Annotated in this window: 18 protein-coding genes and 6 pseudogenes; 8 read left to right on the top strand and 16 right to left on the bottom strand. The window is 47.0% G+C overall.

Going from position 1 to position 17778, the window contains the following annotated elements:
• Positions 1-139: 139 nt before the first annotated feature.
• The 8 genes from ABVN44_RS08110 to ABVN44_RS08145 form a co-directional block, all read right to left on the bottom strand.
• A complete protein-coding gene (locus tag ABVN44_RS08110; RefSeq protein WP_000063793.1) occupies positions 140-352 on the bottom strand; it encodes a FaeA/PapI family transcriptional regulator in 213 nt (70 codons plus the stop codon).
• 72 nt (positions 353-424) lie between these two features.
• On the bottom strand, positions 425-997 hold the full coding sequence (locus ABVN44_RS08115; RefSeq protein WP_000091128.1) for a hypothetical protein: 573 nt from the start codon (positions 995-997) through the stop codon (positions 425-427).
• A 54-nt stretch (positions 998-1051) separates the two neighbouring features.
• Positions 1052-1711: a DsbA family protein gene (locus ABVN44_RS08120; protein WP_023231668.1), complete on the bottom strand. Its 660-nt coding sequence runs from the start codon at positions 1709-1711 to the stop codon at positions 1052-1054.
• A gap of 180 nt (positions 1712-1891) precedes the next feature.
• The gene (locus tag ABVN44_RS08125; protein ID WP_023231669.1) at positions 1892-2359 is read right to left on the bottom strand and encodes a hypothetical protein; all 468 of its coding nucleotides are present in this window, start codon (positions 2357-2359) and stop codon (positions 1892-1894) included.
• 699 nt (positions 2360-3058) lie between these two features.
• Positions 3059-3496, bottom strand: coding sequence for an AfaD family invasin (gene afaD / locus ABVN44_RS08130; RefSeq protein ID WP_000191852.1), 438 nt, complete (start codon positions 3494-3496; stop codon positions 3059-3061).
• 19 nt (positions 3497-3515) lie between these two features.
• A complete protein-coding gene (locus ABVN44_RS08135) occupies positions 3516-6104 on the bottom strand; it encodes a fimbria/pilus outer membrane usher protein (protein ID WP_031619421.1) in 2589 nt (862 codons plus the stop codon).
• 210 nt (positions 6105-6314) lie between these two features.
• Positions 6315-7145, bottom strand: coding sequence for a fimbria/pilus periplasmic chaperone (locus ABVN44_RS08140; protein WP_023231671.1), 831 nt, complete (start codon positions 7143-7145; stop codon positions 6315-6317).
• A 201-nt stretch (positions 7146-7346) separates the two neighbouring features.
• Positions 7347-7652, bottom strand: a complete 306-nt coding sequence (locus tag ABVN44_RS08145; RefSeq protein WP_000370555.1) for a PapB/FocB family fimbrial expression transcriptional regulator — start codon at positions 7650-7652, stop codon at positions 7347-7349.
• Between the two features lie 532 nt (positions 7653-8184).
• Here ABVN44_RS08145 and ABVN44_RS08150 point away from each other — a divergent pair.
• Positions 8185-8328, top strand: a pseudogene (locus ABVN44_RS08150) (transposase); the annotation flags it as partial.
• Between the two features lie 16 nt (positions 8329-8344).
• A pseudogene (locus ABVN44_RS08155) lies at positions 8345-8691 on the top strand (Rpn family recombination-promoting nuclease/putative transposase); the annotation flags it as partial.
• Between the two features lie 280 nt (positions 8692-8971).
• On the opposite strand, the pseudogene ABVN44_RS08160 reads toward ABVN44_RS08155, so the two are convergent.
• The 3 genes and pseudogenes from ABVN44_RS08160 to ABVN44_RS08170 form a co-directional block, all read right to left on the bottom strand.
• Positions 8972-9220, bottom strand: a pseudogene (locus ABVN44_RS08160) (IS481 family transposase); the annotation flags it as partial.
• Positions 9221-9434: 214 nt separating this feature from the next.
• Positions 9435-9926 carry a GNAT family N-acetyltransferase gene (locus ABVN44_RS08165; RefSeq protein ID WP_023231674.1) on the bottom strand — a complete coding sequence of 164 codons (492 nt, stop codon included), beginning with the start codon at positions 9924-9926 and terminating at the stop codon, positions 9435-9437.
• Positions 9923-10216, bottom strand: coding sequence for a DUF1778 domain-containing protein (locus tag ABVN44_RS08170; RefSeq protein ID WP_023231675.1), 294 nt, complete (start codon positions 10214-10216; stop codon positions 9923-9925). Before ABVN44_RS08170 ends, ABVN44_RS08165 begins: the two co-directional genes overlap by 4 nt.
• 317 nt (positions 10217-10533) lie before the next feature.
• Between ABVN44_RS08170 and ABVN44_RS08175 the strand changes: the two are divergent.
• From ABVN44_RS08175 to rtsB, 3 genes and pseudogenes are all read left to right on the top strand, one after another.
• Positions 10534-10756 (top strand): annotated as a pseudogene (locus ABVN44_RS08175) (hypothetical protein).
• Positions 10757-11021: 265 nt separating this feature from the next.
• Positions 11022-11897: an AraC family transcriptional regulator gene (locus ABVN44_RS08180; RefSeq protein WP_023195838.1), complete on the top strand. Its 876-nt coding sequence runs from the start codon at positions 11022-11024 to the stop codon at positions 11895-11897.
• Positions 11894-12181, top strand: a complete 288-nt coding sequence (gene rtsB / locus ABVN44_RS08185) for a transcriptional regulator RtsB (RefSeq protein WP_001269916.1) — start codon at positions 11894-11896, stop codon at positions 12179-12181. Before ABVN44_RS08180 ends, rtsB begins: the two co-directional genes overlap by 4 nt.
• Here the strand turns inward: rtsB and ABVN44_RS08190 are convergent.
• Positions 12174-12356 carry an ATP-binding cassette domain-containing protein gene (locus tag ABVN44_RS08190; protein ID WP_023231676.1) on the bottom strand — a complete coding sequence of 61 codons (183 nt, stop codon included), beginning with the start codon at positions 12354-12356 and terminating at the stop codon, positions 12174-12176. The two genes, rtsB and ABVN44_RS08190, sit on opposite strands and share 8 nt — an antisense overlap.
• A 19-nt stretch (positions 12357-12375) precedes the next feature.
• On the opposite strand from ABVN44_RS08190, the pseudogene ABVN44_RS08195 reads away from it, so the two are divergent.
• Both ABVN44_RS08195 and ABVN44_RS08200 read left to right on the top strand, forming a co-directional pair.
• A pseudogene (locus ABVN44_RS08195) lies at positions 12376-12475 on the top strand (hypothetical protein); the annotation flags it as partial.
• A 65-nt stretch (positions 12476-12540) separates the two neighbouring features.
• Positions 12541-12717: pseudogene (locus tag ABVN44_RS08200) on the top strand (hypothetical protein); the annotation flags it as partial.
• A gap of 294 nt (positions 12718-13011) precedes the next feature.
• Here the strand turns inward: ABVN44_RS08200 and ABVN44_RS08205 are convergent.
• Positions 13012-13917 carry an SdiA-regulated domain-containing protein gene (locus ABVN44_RS08205; RefSeq protein WP_023231677.1) on the bottom strand — a complete coding sequence of 302 codons (906 nt, stop codon included), beginning with the start codon at positions 13915-13917 and terminating at the stop codon, positions 13012-13014.
• Between the two features lie 303 nt (positions 13918-14220).
• On the opposite strand from ABVN44_RS08205, the gene ABVN44_RS08210 reads away from it, so the two are divergent.
• Positions 14221-15621: a DUF1996 domain-containing protein gene (locus ABVN44_RS08210; protein ID WP_023231678.1), complete on the top strand. Its 1401-nt coding sequence runs from the start codon at positions 14221-14223 to the stop codon at positions 15619-15621.
• Between the two features lie 83 nt (positions 15622-15704).
• Here ABVN44_RS08210 and ABVN44_RS08215 read toward each other — a convergent pair whose 3' ends face one another.
• The 3 genes from ABVN44_RS08215 to ABVN44_RS08225 all read right to left on the bottom strand — a co-directional run bounded on the left by ABVN44_RS08215 (position 15705) and on the right by ABVN44_RS08225 (position 17765).
• Positions 15705-16298 (bottom strand): molecular chaperone, encoded by a 594-nt coding sequence (locus tag ABVN44_RS08215; protein WP_001584224.1) that lies wholly within the window; start codon positions 16296-16298, stop codon positions 15705-15707.
• 74 nt (positions 16299-16372) lie between these two features.
• Positions 16373-17146 (bottom strand): DmsC/YnfH family molybdoenzyme membrane anchor subunit, encoded by a 774-nt coding sequence (locus ABVN44_RS08220; protein WP_020839691.1) that lies wholly within the window; start codon positions 17144-17146, stop codon positions 16373-16375.
• On the bottom strand, positions 17139-17765 hold the full coding sequence (locus ABVN44_RS08225; protein ID WP_023231679.1) for a DMSO/selenate family reductase complex B subunit: 627 nt from the start codon (positions 17763-17765) through the stop codon (positions 17139-17141). The genes ABVN44_RS08220 and ABVN44_RS08225 overlap by 8 nt, the downstream gene beginning before the upstream one ends.
• Positions 17766-17778: the final 13 nt, after the last annotated feature.

Below are 17778 nucleotides of genomic sequence, written 5' to 3' on the forward strand. Positions count from 1 at the left end.
ACAAAAAACACCAGTGATATCATGACGACAAAAGAAATACAGATGTAATAAATCATCTTCAGAAAGTTCATCAGTCAGTTACCGCAATATCTGTTCCGGCCACTTGTTCTCTCCATGCCCCTGTTTTACCGGATATCCGTCAGACCAGCCGCCATCGGCCGGACACGCCTTTACCTGCATTCATTTTCTCCACCACGCCGGCGTCCTCAAGCGTAACCAGATAAGCCCTGGCCTGGTATATTGTCAGCCCGGCCGCATCCGCAATACTCCGGGTCCTGACCGGTATATTTATCCTGCCGTTTGCCTGTGACTGCATAAAAGACAGAATTTTGTCGCAAGCGTCATTACTCATTTTGTTCTCCTGTAACTACGGGGAAGCAATGGTGTCCCGGAAGCTGAAATACCTGCCCCGGGTCTTCACATATCAGAACCGTTGTCCGGTCTCATCTGTAATCACCCCGGGTAACAGGCCGCTCGTGCACAGTACATGCAGATTCTCCACCCCTGCATACTCCACCAGGCAGGCCCGGAGGTAATAATCCTTGCGTGATGCCGCCTTCAGTGAGGCATTCCTGTTTATGGCCGTACACAGGGATATCAAAGTCCGCTTTCGCAAGTCAGTCAGTTCACCTGAGCTTTCCGGCCCGGCTCTTCCCTTAAGCGCCTGACGCAGCATGTCACGCAGCCGGAGGAGGCTGTCCCGGCCACTGATAACCTGCGCAGTTCCTCTCAGGAGTCGCATTTCCTGCAGCCGCGAAGGTACCAGAACAACCATGGGAACCGGACTGGACGCGTGCAGCATTCTGATACCCTGCAGATGCCGTCCCCAGCCGACCAGCGGCTCCGCACTCAGTGCCACCAGGGCCAGGTCATATGCCCCGGGAGGTGACATCTCCGGTCGCACCACGGCATACCCCATACCGGCAAGCAGATGTGACACCCCCAGCAGTTCATATTCACAGTTCCCCGTCAGCAGTATGCGTTTCCGACGGGACATGGCATTTTCCACTTATTTAGCTTCCTCCAGTTCACCGGCCTGCCAGCCAGATGCTCATTTTTTCTCCGGTGTACAAACCGTGACCGGATCATTCAGCAGGCCTTTCACTGCAGCCACATACGCATCACGAAACCCTTCCAGGCTGTTCGCCTGAAACGCGCCGTTCTCAACACGGTACCGGCCTTTGACAAACACCGTCGGCGTGCCCGTCACGCCATATTCCTTAAACAGACGCTTCTGTTTTTCCGTCATACTGGCCACTTCCTGACTGGTTAGCATCCGGTCATACTCCTCTGCAGAAAGCCCGGCCTTCACAAACACCGCCCGGATATCTTCCGGCGTTTTCAGCGTCCGGGAAACCATGACGGCATCAAACAGTAACGGCTCTACCCTCTCTTCCAGACCGGCCACCATGGCAACCGACCATGCCCGGGTCAGTTCATCCCCCAACTCCCCCAGAAAACCGGCATGATATTTGACCATCTTCTGCCCTGCCGGCAGGCTGTCACGGATAGCGTTGTCAATCCCGAGCTTCTGAGAAAAGAAATAACAGGGCGGGCAGTAAAAGGAGAAAAACTCCACAATCGTGGTATTTTCCTGCACGTCGCTGGTCACTGTTTTGTTCAGTGCCACACAGGTTGTATTGTCCGCCGCATATGACGCTGTTCCTGCTAATACTAAATACAGAAAAATAACCAACTTATATTGGCGCATTCTACAGCCCCGATTAAAATATTAATACGGCAGCCATCTGTAATAATATTTAAATGTTACAATGGCTGACATTAAATTCATTGTATGATTACCGGATTTAATTGTCTGAAATTTACAATCACACGACATGCAGGGTGGTTCTGCCACCCTGCATGGATTACTCTCAGCTGTTACTTAAAATTAATTAGTCGATACCAGAACGTTCGCAGTCAACTCATATACGCCAGGCGTCAACGTTTGTTCTTTCGTTGCATTCATATTAATAATAGATGTAGCACCAGGTTTAATCACTGGGGTAGTAAAGCCGGTAGCCTCAGCCCAGTTCAGTCCATCCGCATAGAGAAGAATGGTTTTTGTTGGATCGGTCTGGTCAATATAACACGGGTTTGTAGCGCTCTCAGAACGGCACATGTTTGCATCAGCAAATCTCACTTCCGCCTTACCCTCGATCGGACCCGCATTGCTAACAACGAATCCACCTACGGTAGCCCCCTGCGCAAGATAGGTACCTAAAGTCTTTGCAGGCTGTGCTTCAATACTATATACGGCAGATCCCGAGATGGTTACGGTTGAGGTCGCCTGTGTAGCAGCGTTAGCCGCACAAATACCACCCAGTGAGAGAGCTAAAAATAATGCAGTCTTTTTCATTGATAATGCCTTTTTTAAGTAATAAATAATCGAGCAAGTTCAATTAATCCGTGAACAACTGTCTCATTCACGTTTAATACATTAATCGTCTTACCCATTTAACCTCCGGGACAGACAGGCCTGCACTTGTAACATTGTACATCTGTGTCGACAAGCTTGCTTAATAAAGCCGCAGATACTATCTTCCGATGATAGTCAACCACACCGGTGGTCCCGTGTTCATTAAATTCGGTGCCCAGCCTGCCCATACCATACGATAATATTCAGAAAATAAGCCTGTTTCGTTATTTCTTAAATTCACCTCATACAAAACAGTGATTGGGTTTCGGGATATATTACCGCAACCACCAGTATACTGGCATGAGCAGCACAAAACTTTCCATATAGCACGCATTATCTCTCCTTAATTATATTAGAACCCATATCGATGCAGTAAAATTAAACGAAGCTGGCGCAATAAACGCTCTCAAGGAGCAGTTATTTATGGCATATTTATTCATCACCAATATCTACATGACATTATTAAAAATAACTTTATTAGATTCATTGTTATAGTATAAACACCATAGCGTAAGGATTTTCTCAAAAAAAGATATTTTCGTCTGGTATTAACAGACGCATTCCGCACTATTTACATACCCGAGCTAACTATAAACTTCACATCATTATTTACAGGTTTTTATCTGCCACCTGACAAATTCACGGTTCAAAATAACGACCCTGCACCGTAATAACATAGGTATCTACTGGCACACTCTGATGACCATTTGCCACAATATCAAATTGCTCCTGCATTTCACGGGTTCGTTTTATAATTCCCTCCCCCCCTTTATTATCCGGCACCCAGCCATTCTGACCAATTATTACGTACAATTTATGTTGTCTGTTACTTTTCCCGGTTAACACATACCGATCTGGCGACTCACCATTTCTTTCAGCATTCAGCCACACCTGGTATCCACTGTGCGCCTGCTGAGTACTGATTCGACCATAGCCAATGAGTTGACCATCTCTGATTTGCGAATTTAAATTCAGTGCACTGTTTAGCGTGATGTCCACATCATCGTTAGCATGAGCATATACCGCCCCAAAGATAACGAATGCTACCATCCCCCTCTTTATTACACCCTGAGTCATTTTATCAGCTCCTGGTCACTTACCGGCACAATGCCTTCAGATTTGACACACCTGCAATTTCGTCACTTTTCAATAACTGATAGTCGGCCCGACAGTGTTGCTGCTGCCCGTTACCCCACAGCACCTGAAGTTGCCCTTTTTCGGGCAAACCGCTCATATATACGTCACCACTATCTCCGACAATACCAGTATCCCACCGGGTATCCCCCTGGCCCACAAGGCTGGCTACAGCCCCGAAGGGAACAGGCTTACCATTCACCTGCGTCAGTGTAATCAGTGCACGCCCACCAACCCGTGTCGCAAAACTCGCCGGAATAATAGCTCCTTCTGTTGGCACTACCCTGGTATCTGTTTGCGGTATCGCCACATTTGCTGGCAGAGTTACCGGATTCAAACTGATGATATTCTCCTGGTACGGAGCCAGGTTCCCCAGGGTGGTATAACCACGAAAATCTGTTTTAACCCCTGCAGCATTCATAACCGAGACACCACTGGCATCGGGTGCTTTAATCAGGGCGGCCGTTTTCCCCAGACGTTGCCCAAACGTCACACCATCCCGGTGGACAACCATACTTCCCTGAACCCCGGCATTTACCTGATTACCGTTTTTACGGTAGCCATATCCCCCACTGATTTCACCGTAGGTACCATTCCAGCGTAAGTTCAGGTCACTGCTGTTCTGGTTGCTACCTGTCCCCCCCTGTGCTATCTGTTCACTTACATTCCAGTACAATCGCTGGTCAAAGGCATAACCATTCAATCCCATGTTATGTAACGTGCCTTGGTTTGTTCTGTTTTGCATCTGGTAAGAAACACTGGTATTGCCTCCCAGCCAACGATTTAACGGTACGTTAATCCACAGGTTAATAGACTGCTCAGTCTTATTGTCGTTATTTCCACGATAGGTGGAGTAATTCCATTTACGTTGGGTCCAGTCTACTGACCAGGAAATGCCCTGTATCATTGGGCCAGAGTAACGTGCTGACACCTCATTTTGACTCTGCGAGCGATTCCAGTAATCTTCTCTACTTCCACTAAAATAAAGTGCACCCCATTCACCCAACGGCTGATTCAACGTCACACTGGTACGTGACTTTCGTTTATCTGCAAAATTATTGTTATTCCAGGAAGATTGATACCCCGCCCCTGGATACCAGTAGTCCTTTGAGGACCAGACCTCACCCGAGCGATAAGAGTCCAGTACCCCAGATAATGTGTTATAACCTGGCGACGCATACTGATAACTGGCCAGCGTAAACCCGGTATTGGTGCTTTCAAATGACTTACTATAACGAACACGCCAGCTCTGCCCACGCTCTACATCCTGGTTCCGCTTCTGTCCGCGGGATAATGTACTGTCCACCGATACTGCACCAAAGGCCCCCAGGGAAACCCCTAATCCCAACGTGCCCGCCTGGTAATGACTGGCCCATTGTCCCCCACTGTAAGCCGTTAAGTTCCAGGGTAAACCGTACATGATTGTGGCCTGACCAACAGGCACTTTATCGACCGACGTATCCGCAGAGCGATATTGCCCCATCATTACGTTGTATTTCATGTACCCCTGGCGTAACGCAATCGCTGGCGTGGTATAGGGCACGGTAAAGATCTGACGGGTTCCATCCGCCTCGAAAACCGTTACCTGCAAATCACCACCTCCATTAACACCAGGCAGGTCCGACAAAGTAAAGGGGCCTGGTGCCACTGTAGTGTTATAGATCACATAGCCGTTCTGTTTAACTTCAATACGTGCTTGTGTCTGGGCGACTCCCTGCACTACCGGCGCAAATGCTCGCTGACTATAGGGCACCATGGAATCATCAGATCCAATCATCCCACCGCGAAACGGAACGCTGTCAAATACATCGGATGGAGTGAATCGGTCACCCAAAGTTAAACGGCTTTTCAGGCTATACAGCCCACGTTCGGCATAGGTATAGGAGGTCTGCCATTTTCCCTTCTGTGAGTTCTGCTTCTGCCAGGTGGTCAGGTTACGTAAACGCCACGCCCCAAAATTCAAGCCAGGCAATAACTGAACATCCATACCGTTTGTGTTTAATGTTGCTCCATTACTACGATAGCTAGAACGAAAAGAACTCGCCTGGTAATCCATCAAAAATGCAGGGATACCATCATTCCAAAGTGCCTGAGGTGCGATACCTGTATAATGAGGACGCAGCGCAATCTGTGGAATACTCAGTAACAACTGTTGATTGTTGAACTGATAGGTTTCGCTGGCCTGGGGGATCGCTGATATCCGCGCACAGTCAGCCCCCCGAGTTGCACCACTGCCATCCCCCCCCTTGAGGACCGGAAATAATCCGGGATAACTATCCACCTTAATACCATAATCCATCAACTGCTTACGTGTTAAACATGTCTGTAAAAACGGATTACCTTTTGCATCTTTCTCGATATGAAAGGCCATCTCACGTGAGTCAACTCGTTTACCATTAAGCATCACATCCACCAGATAGGTACCGGGAAACTGAGCGCCCTGCTCAAGCAAAGAAATATCAACATTCCCACCCTTATCTAACTGAGAAGCATCGAAAGTGTAATATTTAGCTTCCACACCAGAGCTGTACATCCCACAGATAAAAACCATGCTAACAGCCAGGGCTACAGGACTATAAACCAAACGTACAACCGATGTTTTTTTAGAGAAGATTTTTTTCATCAAGCCATATTCCATTTTATTACCTTCCCGAAACAATGGTTCTGATTCAGGACGTTAAATTAGCTGATTAACAACATCTAAATAATTACACTCTGCTGTATATGATGCTTAATTAACCCACAGACAAACCGATACTATTTACTTAATATCTGCCTGATACACTTTACTCACACCACCGTAGTCAGTGACAACGGTCCAATAAACCTTGCCCGCAGTTCCTTTGGGCAAAGCGAATATATATGACGAAAATGGTGGCACGTAGTGTATATCTGAAATATCAGTATTACCGACCTTTAAAGATGACAAATTCATATAAAACGGCGTATCATTTACCGCTTTCAACTGCGAACCATGGCGAACCCAGGACAACGATGATGCCACATCATCAGGATGGCCCTTAATACTCTCCGGACGAACAAATAACTTAATACAATTATCCACAGATAATTTAAGGTTCAATGAAACAGCCTTATTTACCGCGGGTTTTCCTTCTTTATCTTTAGCCCATAAGTCATCCGCTTTCGGAGGAATACCCTTTACACACAACCACTGGAGTGTCTCGCGATCCTTCGCAAAGTCCCCGCCAGTACGGATAATACGTAAATTATTCTGTTGCAATCCATCCAGGCGAAATAGAGGTGGTGTCACCACAAAGGGGGCTTTGCTTTTCATATCCTCGGTATACACCCGAGACTGGACCAGCATAGGGTAATCCCTGGGATTACTTACCGATATGCTTTGCCCCATCGAACCCGGTGAATAAATAAGTCGACTAACTCCCAACTTAACACCAAACTCCTGAGAATTTTTTTCAACCTTTATTTTCTCCGCAGCAATACTTTGCAAAGAAGACATACTCAACATGCACCACGTCATCAACAGCAACATTGTTTTCTTTGAGAATTGATAACGCGTCACAACGTTTAATATGCCACACTCCGTGATATTCAATGACTGTTTATTTTGCATTATGAATTTCCTAGTGCATCAGAATTAATTAACGAGCAATATAACTCAGTAATTTAAGTGAGCCTTTAATTTGCACCTGTAAACGTCAAGCATTCAACTACACGGATAAACCAATGCGGTTGAAATTCATTGCGCGAGATTAATTAAAATCACACACAAGATGGATTATCTAATATAAAAGTTCCCAGGCCTTGATGGCGTTCATTCCTGAAACATGGTCAGTAATGTAACCGCATTTTCAATTCTAATAATTTTCGCCAGACTTAATGAAAAATATCCAACCGCCACTCCATTGCGCTCACATGCTTCCCGCCTTGTGTAGCCCAACACAAGATGATCTTTTAACGCGGCAATCACTTTTTCACTGTGAATGGGTGAAATTTCAATCAACAGCCAGAAACGATTTTCCGACATATCACCAAAAGAATGGTGCTTTTTTTTCTTGAAAGAGATCTCATTATTAATGAGATCGCTCACTCTGTTTCGCTGAATGACACTATTATCCATACCACAGTATCCCACTTATTCTATGTGTCACTATCGATAAAAAATAACTATCTCTCCAAATGCACAGTCATGGCATTTATCCGCCGGATTGCTTTTCATCTGGCCGCCATTCTAGTTTCAATCATTAATGCTGTAAAAGTATATTTTAACGATCTTAATAACTAACAAATAACACAAACAAAGAATAAAAATCTAATTTTATTAATTAAGTCAACACATAAATCCAAAACAAAAAAGAATTGCAGAAAAAAAGATCGCTATGGTTCTTTTTGTCAGAATATTTCCATAGCAAAAAACATGAAAAAACAATGCCTAAAGTCAAAAAAGAATTAACATATTTAATTAAATGTATACATCCTTGAAGCACTAACAACAGCACACTGCCACCCCCGGGGGGTTAAACCGGCGTCTATTTTCTGTTTTTTTTTCGCCTGTGTGCCGTGATTTTGCTTTCCACCATTCAGGTATGAAGTGGAGTGTCCCCCGAGCCTTTAGACAAATCTGCCCTATGGTTTGAGCACAGAAGTAGTCTATAGGCACACCACATTTTGCCCCTGAATTTAAGGAAGAAGCTGTCCGCCAGGTAACTGAGCGGGGCTATTCCATCGCTGAAGGATCTGAACGGCCCGGCGTGTCGGCGCGCAGTCTTTATAAATGGCTTCGGGCCGTTAAGCCGTGATAACACGGAGGAGGCCGCCATGCAGTGCCACCTGGAGGCAGGGCATAAAAAACTGCCACTGGTGATACCAGTGTTGTTCTATACGGGGAAACGCAGCCCGTATCCGTACTCCCCCCGCTGGCTGGACGAATTTGACGATACGGCGCTGGCAGGCAAACTCTACAGCAGCGCTTTCCCGCTGGTAGACGTTACGGTCATTCCGGATGATGAAATCGCCGGCCACCGTAGCATGGCCGCCCTGACTTTATTGCAGGAACATATTCATCAGCGGGACTTGGCAGAACTGGTGACCGGCTGGCTCCCATCTTGCTGGCCGGATATCTGTCTTCATCACAGGTAATATCGCTGGTACACTATATGAGGTTAAAGAGTCTCTCCGGGTTAATACATAATTAAACAACAGACAGTGTAATTTTCGACAGGAAAGGAATGATCAGGGGAGATATAACACGGCTCCGATAACGGTCAGGTGCAGGACACAAAGTTGCGTAAACCAGCGGCCACCGGGCAGCAGACCTGACAGCATCATCACGCCCCCGGACGGGATATTGAGCAGCAGGACAGACATCGTCAGTCTGGCGGCAGCCATCATCTTCTGACATCCGATCGTCAAAAAGAACAGAACACACAGTCTGGCCGAGAATGTCTGCTGGTAAATACGCCCAACGCCTTTCAGGTTGCCAACATAGAATATGTCCTGTGAACCCAGATAACCGGGATGCGCCGTTTCGATTTCTCCACACGCCTCGTCGTCACTGGCTCTACGCTCCAGCGCTTTCAGGCGCTTTTTGAAGTTCTCAAGGTTATGGCGAAACCAAACAGAACGGGCACCGCTTCCGGAGATAAAGACTCTCTGTTTACGTAACTCATTACTGGTTCTGTGCTGACCTCGCTGCTGCATAATAACAAGCGATAACTCTTATAAGTAACGTAGGACCAGGGTGTGTTTCGTAACTATTTTTTGTACAACTTGACGCTGCATATCGACGAAAACCCACTTAATTTGATGGAAAATGTTCAAAACTGAATTCATTTTTTATTTCAGGGGCAATTTTCATCCGTAGCTTGAAGTGTCTGTGAGGTTAATGGATACGTTCTGGAGTTTAAACACTCTCCACCAAATCCCCCAACGTCACCATCAACATCATCGGATCCATCGGCGATGGTTCAAACCCCACCCGCTGGTAAAATTCCCGCGCTTCATCCGACAGGGCGTGAACCAGCATCCCGCGAATGCCGATAGTCTCCGCCACCTGAATAACCCGCAGCCCTGCGTCGCGTACCAGCGCCCGACCAACGCCCTGCCCATGAAGCGATTTATCCACCGCCAGACGCCCCAATACCACAATCGGGATCGGGTCAGGCATATTGCGACGAAAGCGACCGGGGGCGGTATTCGTCGTGACCGCGCTGGACGCCAGCGAGTAATAGGCCAGTACGTTCGAATCGCTGCCACAACACACAAAGGTACGGGACGCACCAGTGGCCTGATTTTTCATCGCCCGCTGTTTCAGCCAGTTATCCATAGAATCCACACCGCAGCAAAACGGAGTAAGAATATGTCCGGCATGAAGCGGCTCAGGGGGGGAGATCATTTTTCCTGCTCCCACGGCGCAGGGGTCTGCATGGTTTTACGCAGTGCGGCATTAGGTACAGGAGCCTGATCCAGACGAGCGAGAAATTCCTGATAAGCCTGTGGATCGGCCATAATGATGCGTTGTTCGATCAGCGCTTCCTCTGCGGCAGCGCGGGCAGCTTCCAGCACAAAGTCTGTGCGGTTTTTCCCTCTGGCTTTCGCCGCTCGATCAATAAGATCGCGCTCGGCGGGTTTGATACGCAGGTTCAGGGTTTCGCGTTTCATCGCCATACTGTTTGCGGCTGGCATAGTGTTGTCCTCTTGTACTTCTGTGGATATTAAGTATACAACACGCGTAACGCAAATGTCATTACGATAAATTTAGAAGGAATAGAACCGGAGTATCAAACCGAAAGGTTTTCTACTCATTTAGAGATTCAGGACCAGGCTGTGCGCTGGCATTCGCTGTGAGTGATTCCTCCTCGGGGCCGACGCAGCAAAAGATTCAATACTGCCGCGCCAAAACACGCAACATTATACAATCCAGAAAGCATAAACCTAACGGATACGCACAGTAAGAACCTCAATAACGTGTTACACCGTTTTTCATAAAGCCAACCATACGATTGAATGCTTCCCCTCCCCCTCAAACTTCCGGATATCGCTACGCCATCTACCCGCCGCAGTATATATTTACCGCGTTGTATGCCTTTCCTGGCCGAGAGCGTTAATATTTACCTCCAGGATAAACCTTATCACAAATTAACATCAGATCTTATACCTCATGCTAACTACCTCCATGAAATTAAAGAGCTATTCTCTAAAAGAATAAAGGCAATTATTACTTAATTCAAATTTTAAAGAGATAATTTGATAATAACATGAGCCAATTCTTGTAAATTTCCATCTTTTTTTTATACGCGACATAGTTTTTTAACGATACTATAATATGTAGAAATGCAATATAAAATAGCATTTTCCATAGAAAATGAAAAGATCGCCACCTGATACCTTAAGTTCGCAAATAATTATATAGCTATATATTAGTTTTCTTTTGAAATATTTTTCAGAATAATTTTTGATTTACACGCACATTTAATAAAAGGAAATTATCATGCTAAAAGTATTTAATCCCTCACCTGTCCAGGTGGGGAGCATTGAATGTTTACAATCAGCACAAAACTGGCAGAGGAAATCCTTATCACTTCAGGGATTAAATTTACTGCAGTCCGTACTCATCAAGCTCACCACGGGTAAAATTTCAATTACGACATCGTCCGGGGAGTATATTACGGCATCAGGGCCAATGTTAATATTTTTAGCTAAAGATCAAACTATTCATATCACTATGGAAGAGACTCATGAACAGTTAAATTATAATTTAATTGAATTAGATTCAGCGTCAATAAAAAATGCTTATAATTTTTTTCTGTATGAACATGCAGACTTTTCGGCCCCATTAACAAAACCGATGACAAAACATCTGTTAGCGCCAATAGAAACAGGCGTAGCAAGAGTATTCAACCTCTTACACTCTTCAAATAAAAGCCAAAAACTATCCCAAGATAAAAAGGAATATTTAATAAGATTTCTACTTTCAGAGTTCATCTATGAACCCGAAGCATTTGCTCTCTTCAGAGAACTATCGCAAAATACATTAGCCGAAAACATTTATAATATTATTATAAGCGACATAAGTCGAAAATGGGCGCTCAAGGATATTTCTGACTCACTCTATATGAGTTGTTCCACATTAAAAAGGAAATTGAAACAAGAGAACACCTCATTCAGCGAAGTTTACCTTAATGCGCGAATGAATAAAGCGACAAAACTTCTACGCAATAGTGAATATAATATTACCCGAGTGGCTTATATGTGTGGTTATGATAGTGCTTCTTATTTTACATGCGTTTTTAAAAAACATTTCAAAACTACACCATCGGAATTTTTAGCGTTTTTATCTTCCTCTCGTCATCAATATGTTAATTGAGATATCTGACAATGCAGTATAAGAACAAAGCAAAGCATATTAATATAAGAGATGGGATTTTGTTGCTCGCTAAAAAATTCGATCTAACGTTGAGCGAGAAAAAAGTTATTTATTACGTGGCAGCAGGATTATCTGTTAAAAGTTGCTCAAATTTATTAGATCGAAATATAAAAACGATTTCAACACAAAAGAGATCAGCCTATAAAAAAATGGATATTACTACTGATGTTGAATTAATCCATTTGATGCTGAATGAGTTTTACATATCAGTCGATATTACGTAATTTTTTCTAAAATGTTGCCAGAGTGGTAGGCAAGGCAATTCTGGATCTCATCTTCAGAGATCGGTGTGATATCTACGTTGTTTGATTTAACTGATCCCGTATAGCAATGACTGGAATTTGATAGTGCTTTGATTAAAGAAGATTTACCTGAACCTGATGTACCGATAATACCCATAAAATCTCCGGGAACAGCAGTGAATGAAAGCTGTTCAATCAGTGTTCGTTCCGCAAACGCTATGGGGTAATTCTTCGCTGTCTATCGGCTGGCTGACGATCGACTCTACTCCGCCAGTGTTGATAACGATACCGGTAACTGGCATGTTTCTGTTCCGCAATCCGCTATTCTGTCGGGGGCAAATCAGTACACCATTACGGCCAACGATCCCGCCGGTAATAGCGCCACCGCCAATGGAACATTTACAGGTACATCGCCGACGGAAACCCCGGTTAACAAGAGTTCCGGCGTAGATGAAATGATCTCACTTAGCGAGGCGACATGGCATTCGGTAAGTGTTGATGAAGAATATTATGCCTGATAACTAAACATCACCCTGCGAGGTCTCTTCGAAGGCCTCCTGAAAAAAACAGAGTAATATTTATTGTCTGTTAATTATTACAGGGAGAGTTAATTTATAAAAAAAAGCGGCAGACTACGCTGCCGCAAATATGAGGAGGACAATTACCGTTACGCTACACCACAAAGTAATCCGTTACTGAGGTAAGTAAAACATAAATATCCCCAACAATGAATCAACGAATCAAACAATCGTCAAATCATGGTATTAATAACCTTGTTCTGTTTTAGCATACTGTGACAGTAAAAATAGATTTTAGTCATTCTGTATATCACACGAAAATTTATAAAACAGATTTGGTTCACTCACAATATACAAATTATTTTCATTATCCATGGCAATCCCTTCTGGTTGGGGGATATCGTCTCTGAGCCCTGACCACTCCGCCGTCAGGAACAATCGATCGCGCACCCGCCACTCGGAACTGACCTCCAGAATCATTTTTGACTCGTCCGACAACACCAGCAGCGAATCCGTTGGAGCATGGTATTCAAGTCCGGAGACATCGCTCACACTTGCAGTGATGGCAGAAGGCAACGCTCTGGTGATACCATTTTTGCTCATCTCTACTTCTTTGATCATTATGGGTTTTCTTTCTTTTGCGGCATATAATCTCTCATTTTTCGCATCCCATGCCGTACCTTCCATCCCTTTATTTTTTGCTTTGTCATAGCCCTCAAGCTTCACCATGGAGATTATCTGCATGGTGCCGCGCTGAATATCCACCTGTGTTTTATAGACCGCGCCATCTTTCTCACTGCCTATCTGGAACTGGTTGCCCCCACTCCATGCAATAGACTCCGGGTCGTGGATGCCCTGGAGCGGCATCCGCCCTACCAACTGCCCTTCTGTCGTTAACCAGACCAGTTCAGGGGGATTATTAATAACGGCGAAAAGCATCCTGTCTTCGGCGGAGTAGGTCAAACCTGAAAGGTTACTCTTAACTCCTGCGACTGGTTTTTGCTGAATAACCGCTTTATAGCTACTCAGTGCCAGCGCCGAGGGTTTATCACCATATTTGAGGATCAGTTGATAAACATAGCGTATATCGTCCCTGACCATAAATAAAATCACGCCCAAGAGTACAACCACAATAACGCGTTTTAGTAATCTCATAAAAAATCCATAGCAGATCGCGTCACGACTGATGTCGTAACGCATTTCTTAAAAATAAAGCCGATGTCCGATAGAATCGTTATTCGGTTATGGCGAGCGCCATTAGCATAGGCAAAATGAAATAGTGAGGGTTATCACAAAAAGCCCGATTTTAATCACTAACGTACCCTTTTTGTAAATTGACATAATCAAGAGGAGGGTAGTTTCGGCTAATTATTTAAATAGTACGTCTGCAAATTCGCCCCTGTATGCAGGGCAAATGACAAAAAGTGATAATTAATGAGATGTAACACCGCAATCTGATCTGCTATTGCTGCTTCCACTTCTATTCAACCGGGCAGCAAAAAAATGAAACTCAACCTTATTACCGTCAGCCTGGCTACGCTCGTTGCCGCTGGCGCATTCCCGGCCCATGCCGGTCCTCAGGCACATGTCGTGTGCGGCTATCACCACACGCTGGGCGATGACGCGATTATGATGTTTGGTAAAGCGAATCAGGCGATGTGGCATGACTTTTTTGGCAACACCCACACCGACGCGGTCTCTACCTACCAGACGTTGCGCGCGCAACCCGATACCACCTGTGATAATAAAGCCGACAGCTCCGCTTACTGGGCGCCGTCCATGAAATTACCTGATGGTGAAATCGTAAATCCGGCCTACCAAAAGACCTATTATCAATCCACAAATATAGCGCAATATCCGCTCCATCCATTCCCGGCCGGGCTGGAGTTACTGGCAGGCGATCATCACGGTACTGGCCCCAGTTCCGCAATCACCTTTTTATGTGCCAACGGCAAAGGTTACACCAACAAGGTAGGCGAAATATGCGGCCTACGTAAAGCGGGCGATGCCGTCCAGTTTAATATCGGGATCGCTTTCCCCAACTGTTGGGATGGCGTCAACCTGAAACCGACCCATAGCCACAATAACGCTATCTATGCCGACCACGGGAAATGTTCCGCAGACTATCCGGTCAAAATCCCGACGGTGAATATGAACATCGCCTGGGTACTCCCGCAGATCTCCTCGCTGGATACGTCCAAAGTGGAATTGTCGATGGACCCGGTAATGCATGGCGAAACCCGGGAAGAGCGCTGGGGAAGTCTTTATACCGCCCATGCCGATTTTATGAATGGCTGGACGGAAGATGGCGCGCAGTTTATGACGGATCTGTGTATGAATCAGGGACTGGATTGCGGCACTACGGTTCCTTACGCCTACAGTAAAGCGGAAGAAAATACCTGGGTAAGCAGCGAAGACGACAAGCCTCATGCCAGCGTCGATACCTTGTACGTACAGGATGACTGGACAAATGGCGGACGCACGCAGCACCCGGAAACGCTCACGCTGGTGAAATTTAAGATCCCGCCCCTGCCTGCCAATATGGACGCTTCGCTATTCAAATACCGTATTCGCCTTTTTGGCGGCAAAACGGAAGCGAACGGCGCCGATCAAATTTTCTTTTACCCGACCAGCAGTGACTGGCACGTCAGTACCGTGTCCTGGAACAATAAACCGGCGATCAACTACCGTTCCGATGCCGTGTTATATCTGGACCATTCACATGAGTATCGCATGGTTGATGTCGATAAAGCGGTGCGCAAAGCGCTGGCGGAAGGGAAAACGGAAATATCCTGGTATATCGGCGGCGACCGTCAGGGAAATCACTACGACTTCACGCCAGCGGACTCAAAACAGAGCCTGGTGCTGATGCTGACCGGTTTCAAAAAGACGCCGGAGCTGTAATAGTAAACTGTGCCCGCTGACGCAACAGCGGGCACGATGGCGGCACAAGTATTACGGCACGCCATCAAAACCCGACCAATACCTCAGAAAAACAACCGTTTATTCTCAGGCTGTAGTCCCTGTTGCTGCTGAACATCCTGCAGATAACAGGTCGCTACGACGGCAAGCCGGGCATAGAAGGCGCTGACGGTATTGCGTTGCAGCAATTCCAGATAGCGGAATCCCCAGGGCAGCAGATGCGCCTCCAGTAACCGGTTGGCCGCCACGTTGTCGCCTCGTGCCAGCAGATCGCTACAGGCTAATAGCATCAGGCCAAACTGATCTTCCGGCTCGCGTTCACGGTCAGTGAATACCATTCCCTGCGACTGTAAAAAAGCTCGATAATCGGCGGTGGTTTCCCCCATCAGCAAATTATCTTTTTCCAGATAGACCGATCCCCAGGGCGGGACGGGCATCTTTCCCTGGCCTTCAAACAACACAGAAAATTGCCATGTAAGCGCATCATCATCCGGTAGCGACCATGACGCACACAGTGATTCAATATGTCCGCGATCGCGCCAGGGGTAAAGCTCAGGCAACGTTGGCAAACAATCGAACAACGCTTTCACCTCCGGCCTCTCAGGGGAGTAGTAAAACAGTGCGCCGAGGATACGCGGCAAAACAGCACGGGAAGGCATAGCAATAGCTCCTGAAATATTTCGCCTGATGACGCTACGCTGATCAGGCTTACATGGCACAAGCCGGGCAAAAACTACATTGGCAGCGTCCACAGATTGTAAAACGCAATCCTACCCGCCAACTCCGCCGCGATAACCACCACAGCCGTCATGGCCAGCACCGTAGCACTCGATTTCAGGCGCGCGCAGACCACCACCCCGACCACACCCGCCGCCAGCAATATCGCCTGGGCGGTAAACCAGCTATGTTGCGCAGCGGTCAGAGCGCTATCGGCGCTCATCAGCGTCGCCATATAGCCCGGGCGCAGACAAAAGCTCACCAAAATCGCCAATACGCTGACCAGTAGCCCCAGACGGCGCACGCCAAACAATGCCGCCAACGCGCCGCCGCCAATCAACGGCGTCAATATCATCATTGCCGTGGTGTAAGATGAACGCCAGGTCGCCACCGTCGGCAGTTGGTAAATCTGCGGAACGGCGTATAAGAAGACTACTCCGACTATCGCCGCCAACCAGACCAACGCGTTACACAGCGGCGTCGCCCGGTTCAGCAACAAACCGAGCGCCCCCAGCCCGCCGAGCGCCGCAAAAGCCGCCGACAAGACAATCTCGTTACTCATCGGCGAATGTCCGACGCGCAGCAGCATATTCAGCGCACGCAGCGGTTGCCCGACGTGGAAGGTGCCGACAATGACGCCAAGCCCAAACAGGCACATCACCGAGAACAGACCAATAGCCTTGCGCCGCGGCGCGACCAGCCCCATTGCGCCGCCAATCAGCAGCAGAATAAATGCGCCGACCGCGCTCTGGGTAAAGACCGTAAAAAAGACCAGCGGTAACTCATGCATGGCGCACCTCCCGAATGTTCATGATTGCGCCTTCCGTATCGCCCGTGGGTCTCGCTTTCGGATGCGGTTTAATAATGAGGTTAGGATGGGTGAACGACGCTGAAGGCAGCGGCGCGATTTGATTCTCCGTGCCATATTTTGCCCGTAATTCATCGACAGGGCCGAAATCCAGCGCTCGCTGCGGGCAAGAATCCACACAAATAGGGCGCAGATTGTTCTCCAGTCGGTCAAGACAACCGTCGCATTTACGCATCACGTTCGCCTGCGTATCAAACTGCGGCGCGCCGTAGGGGCAGCGCATTTCACAATAGCGACAGCCGACGCATACGCTGTCATCCACCACGACCAGACCATCTTCTTTGCGTTTATGCATCGCCCCGGTCGGACAGCCGGAGACACATACCGGCTCATCGCAATGGTTACAAGCAATAGAGAGGTAGTAGGTAAAGGTGTCGTGATTCCAGCTTTCCCCCTCTTTCACCCAGCTTCCGCCGCCATATTCATAGACGCGGCGCAGTTTCGGACCGACATCCAGATCTTTATTATCCTTGCAGCTTACCTGGCAGGTTTTACAGCCTGAACAGCGCGAGGAGTCAACATAAAAGCCATACTGTTTCATCGTACATCACTCC

Source organism: Salmonella sp. SJTUF15570, assembly GCF_043357055.1.
Taxonomy (GTDB): domain Bacteria; phylum Pseudomonadota; class Gammaproteobacteria; order Enterobacterales; family Enterobacteriaceae; genus Salmonella; species Salmonella enterica.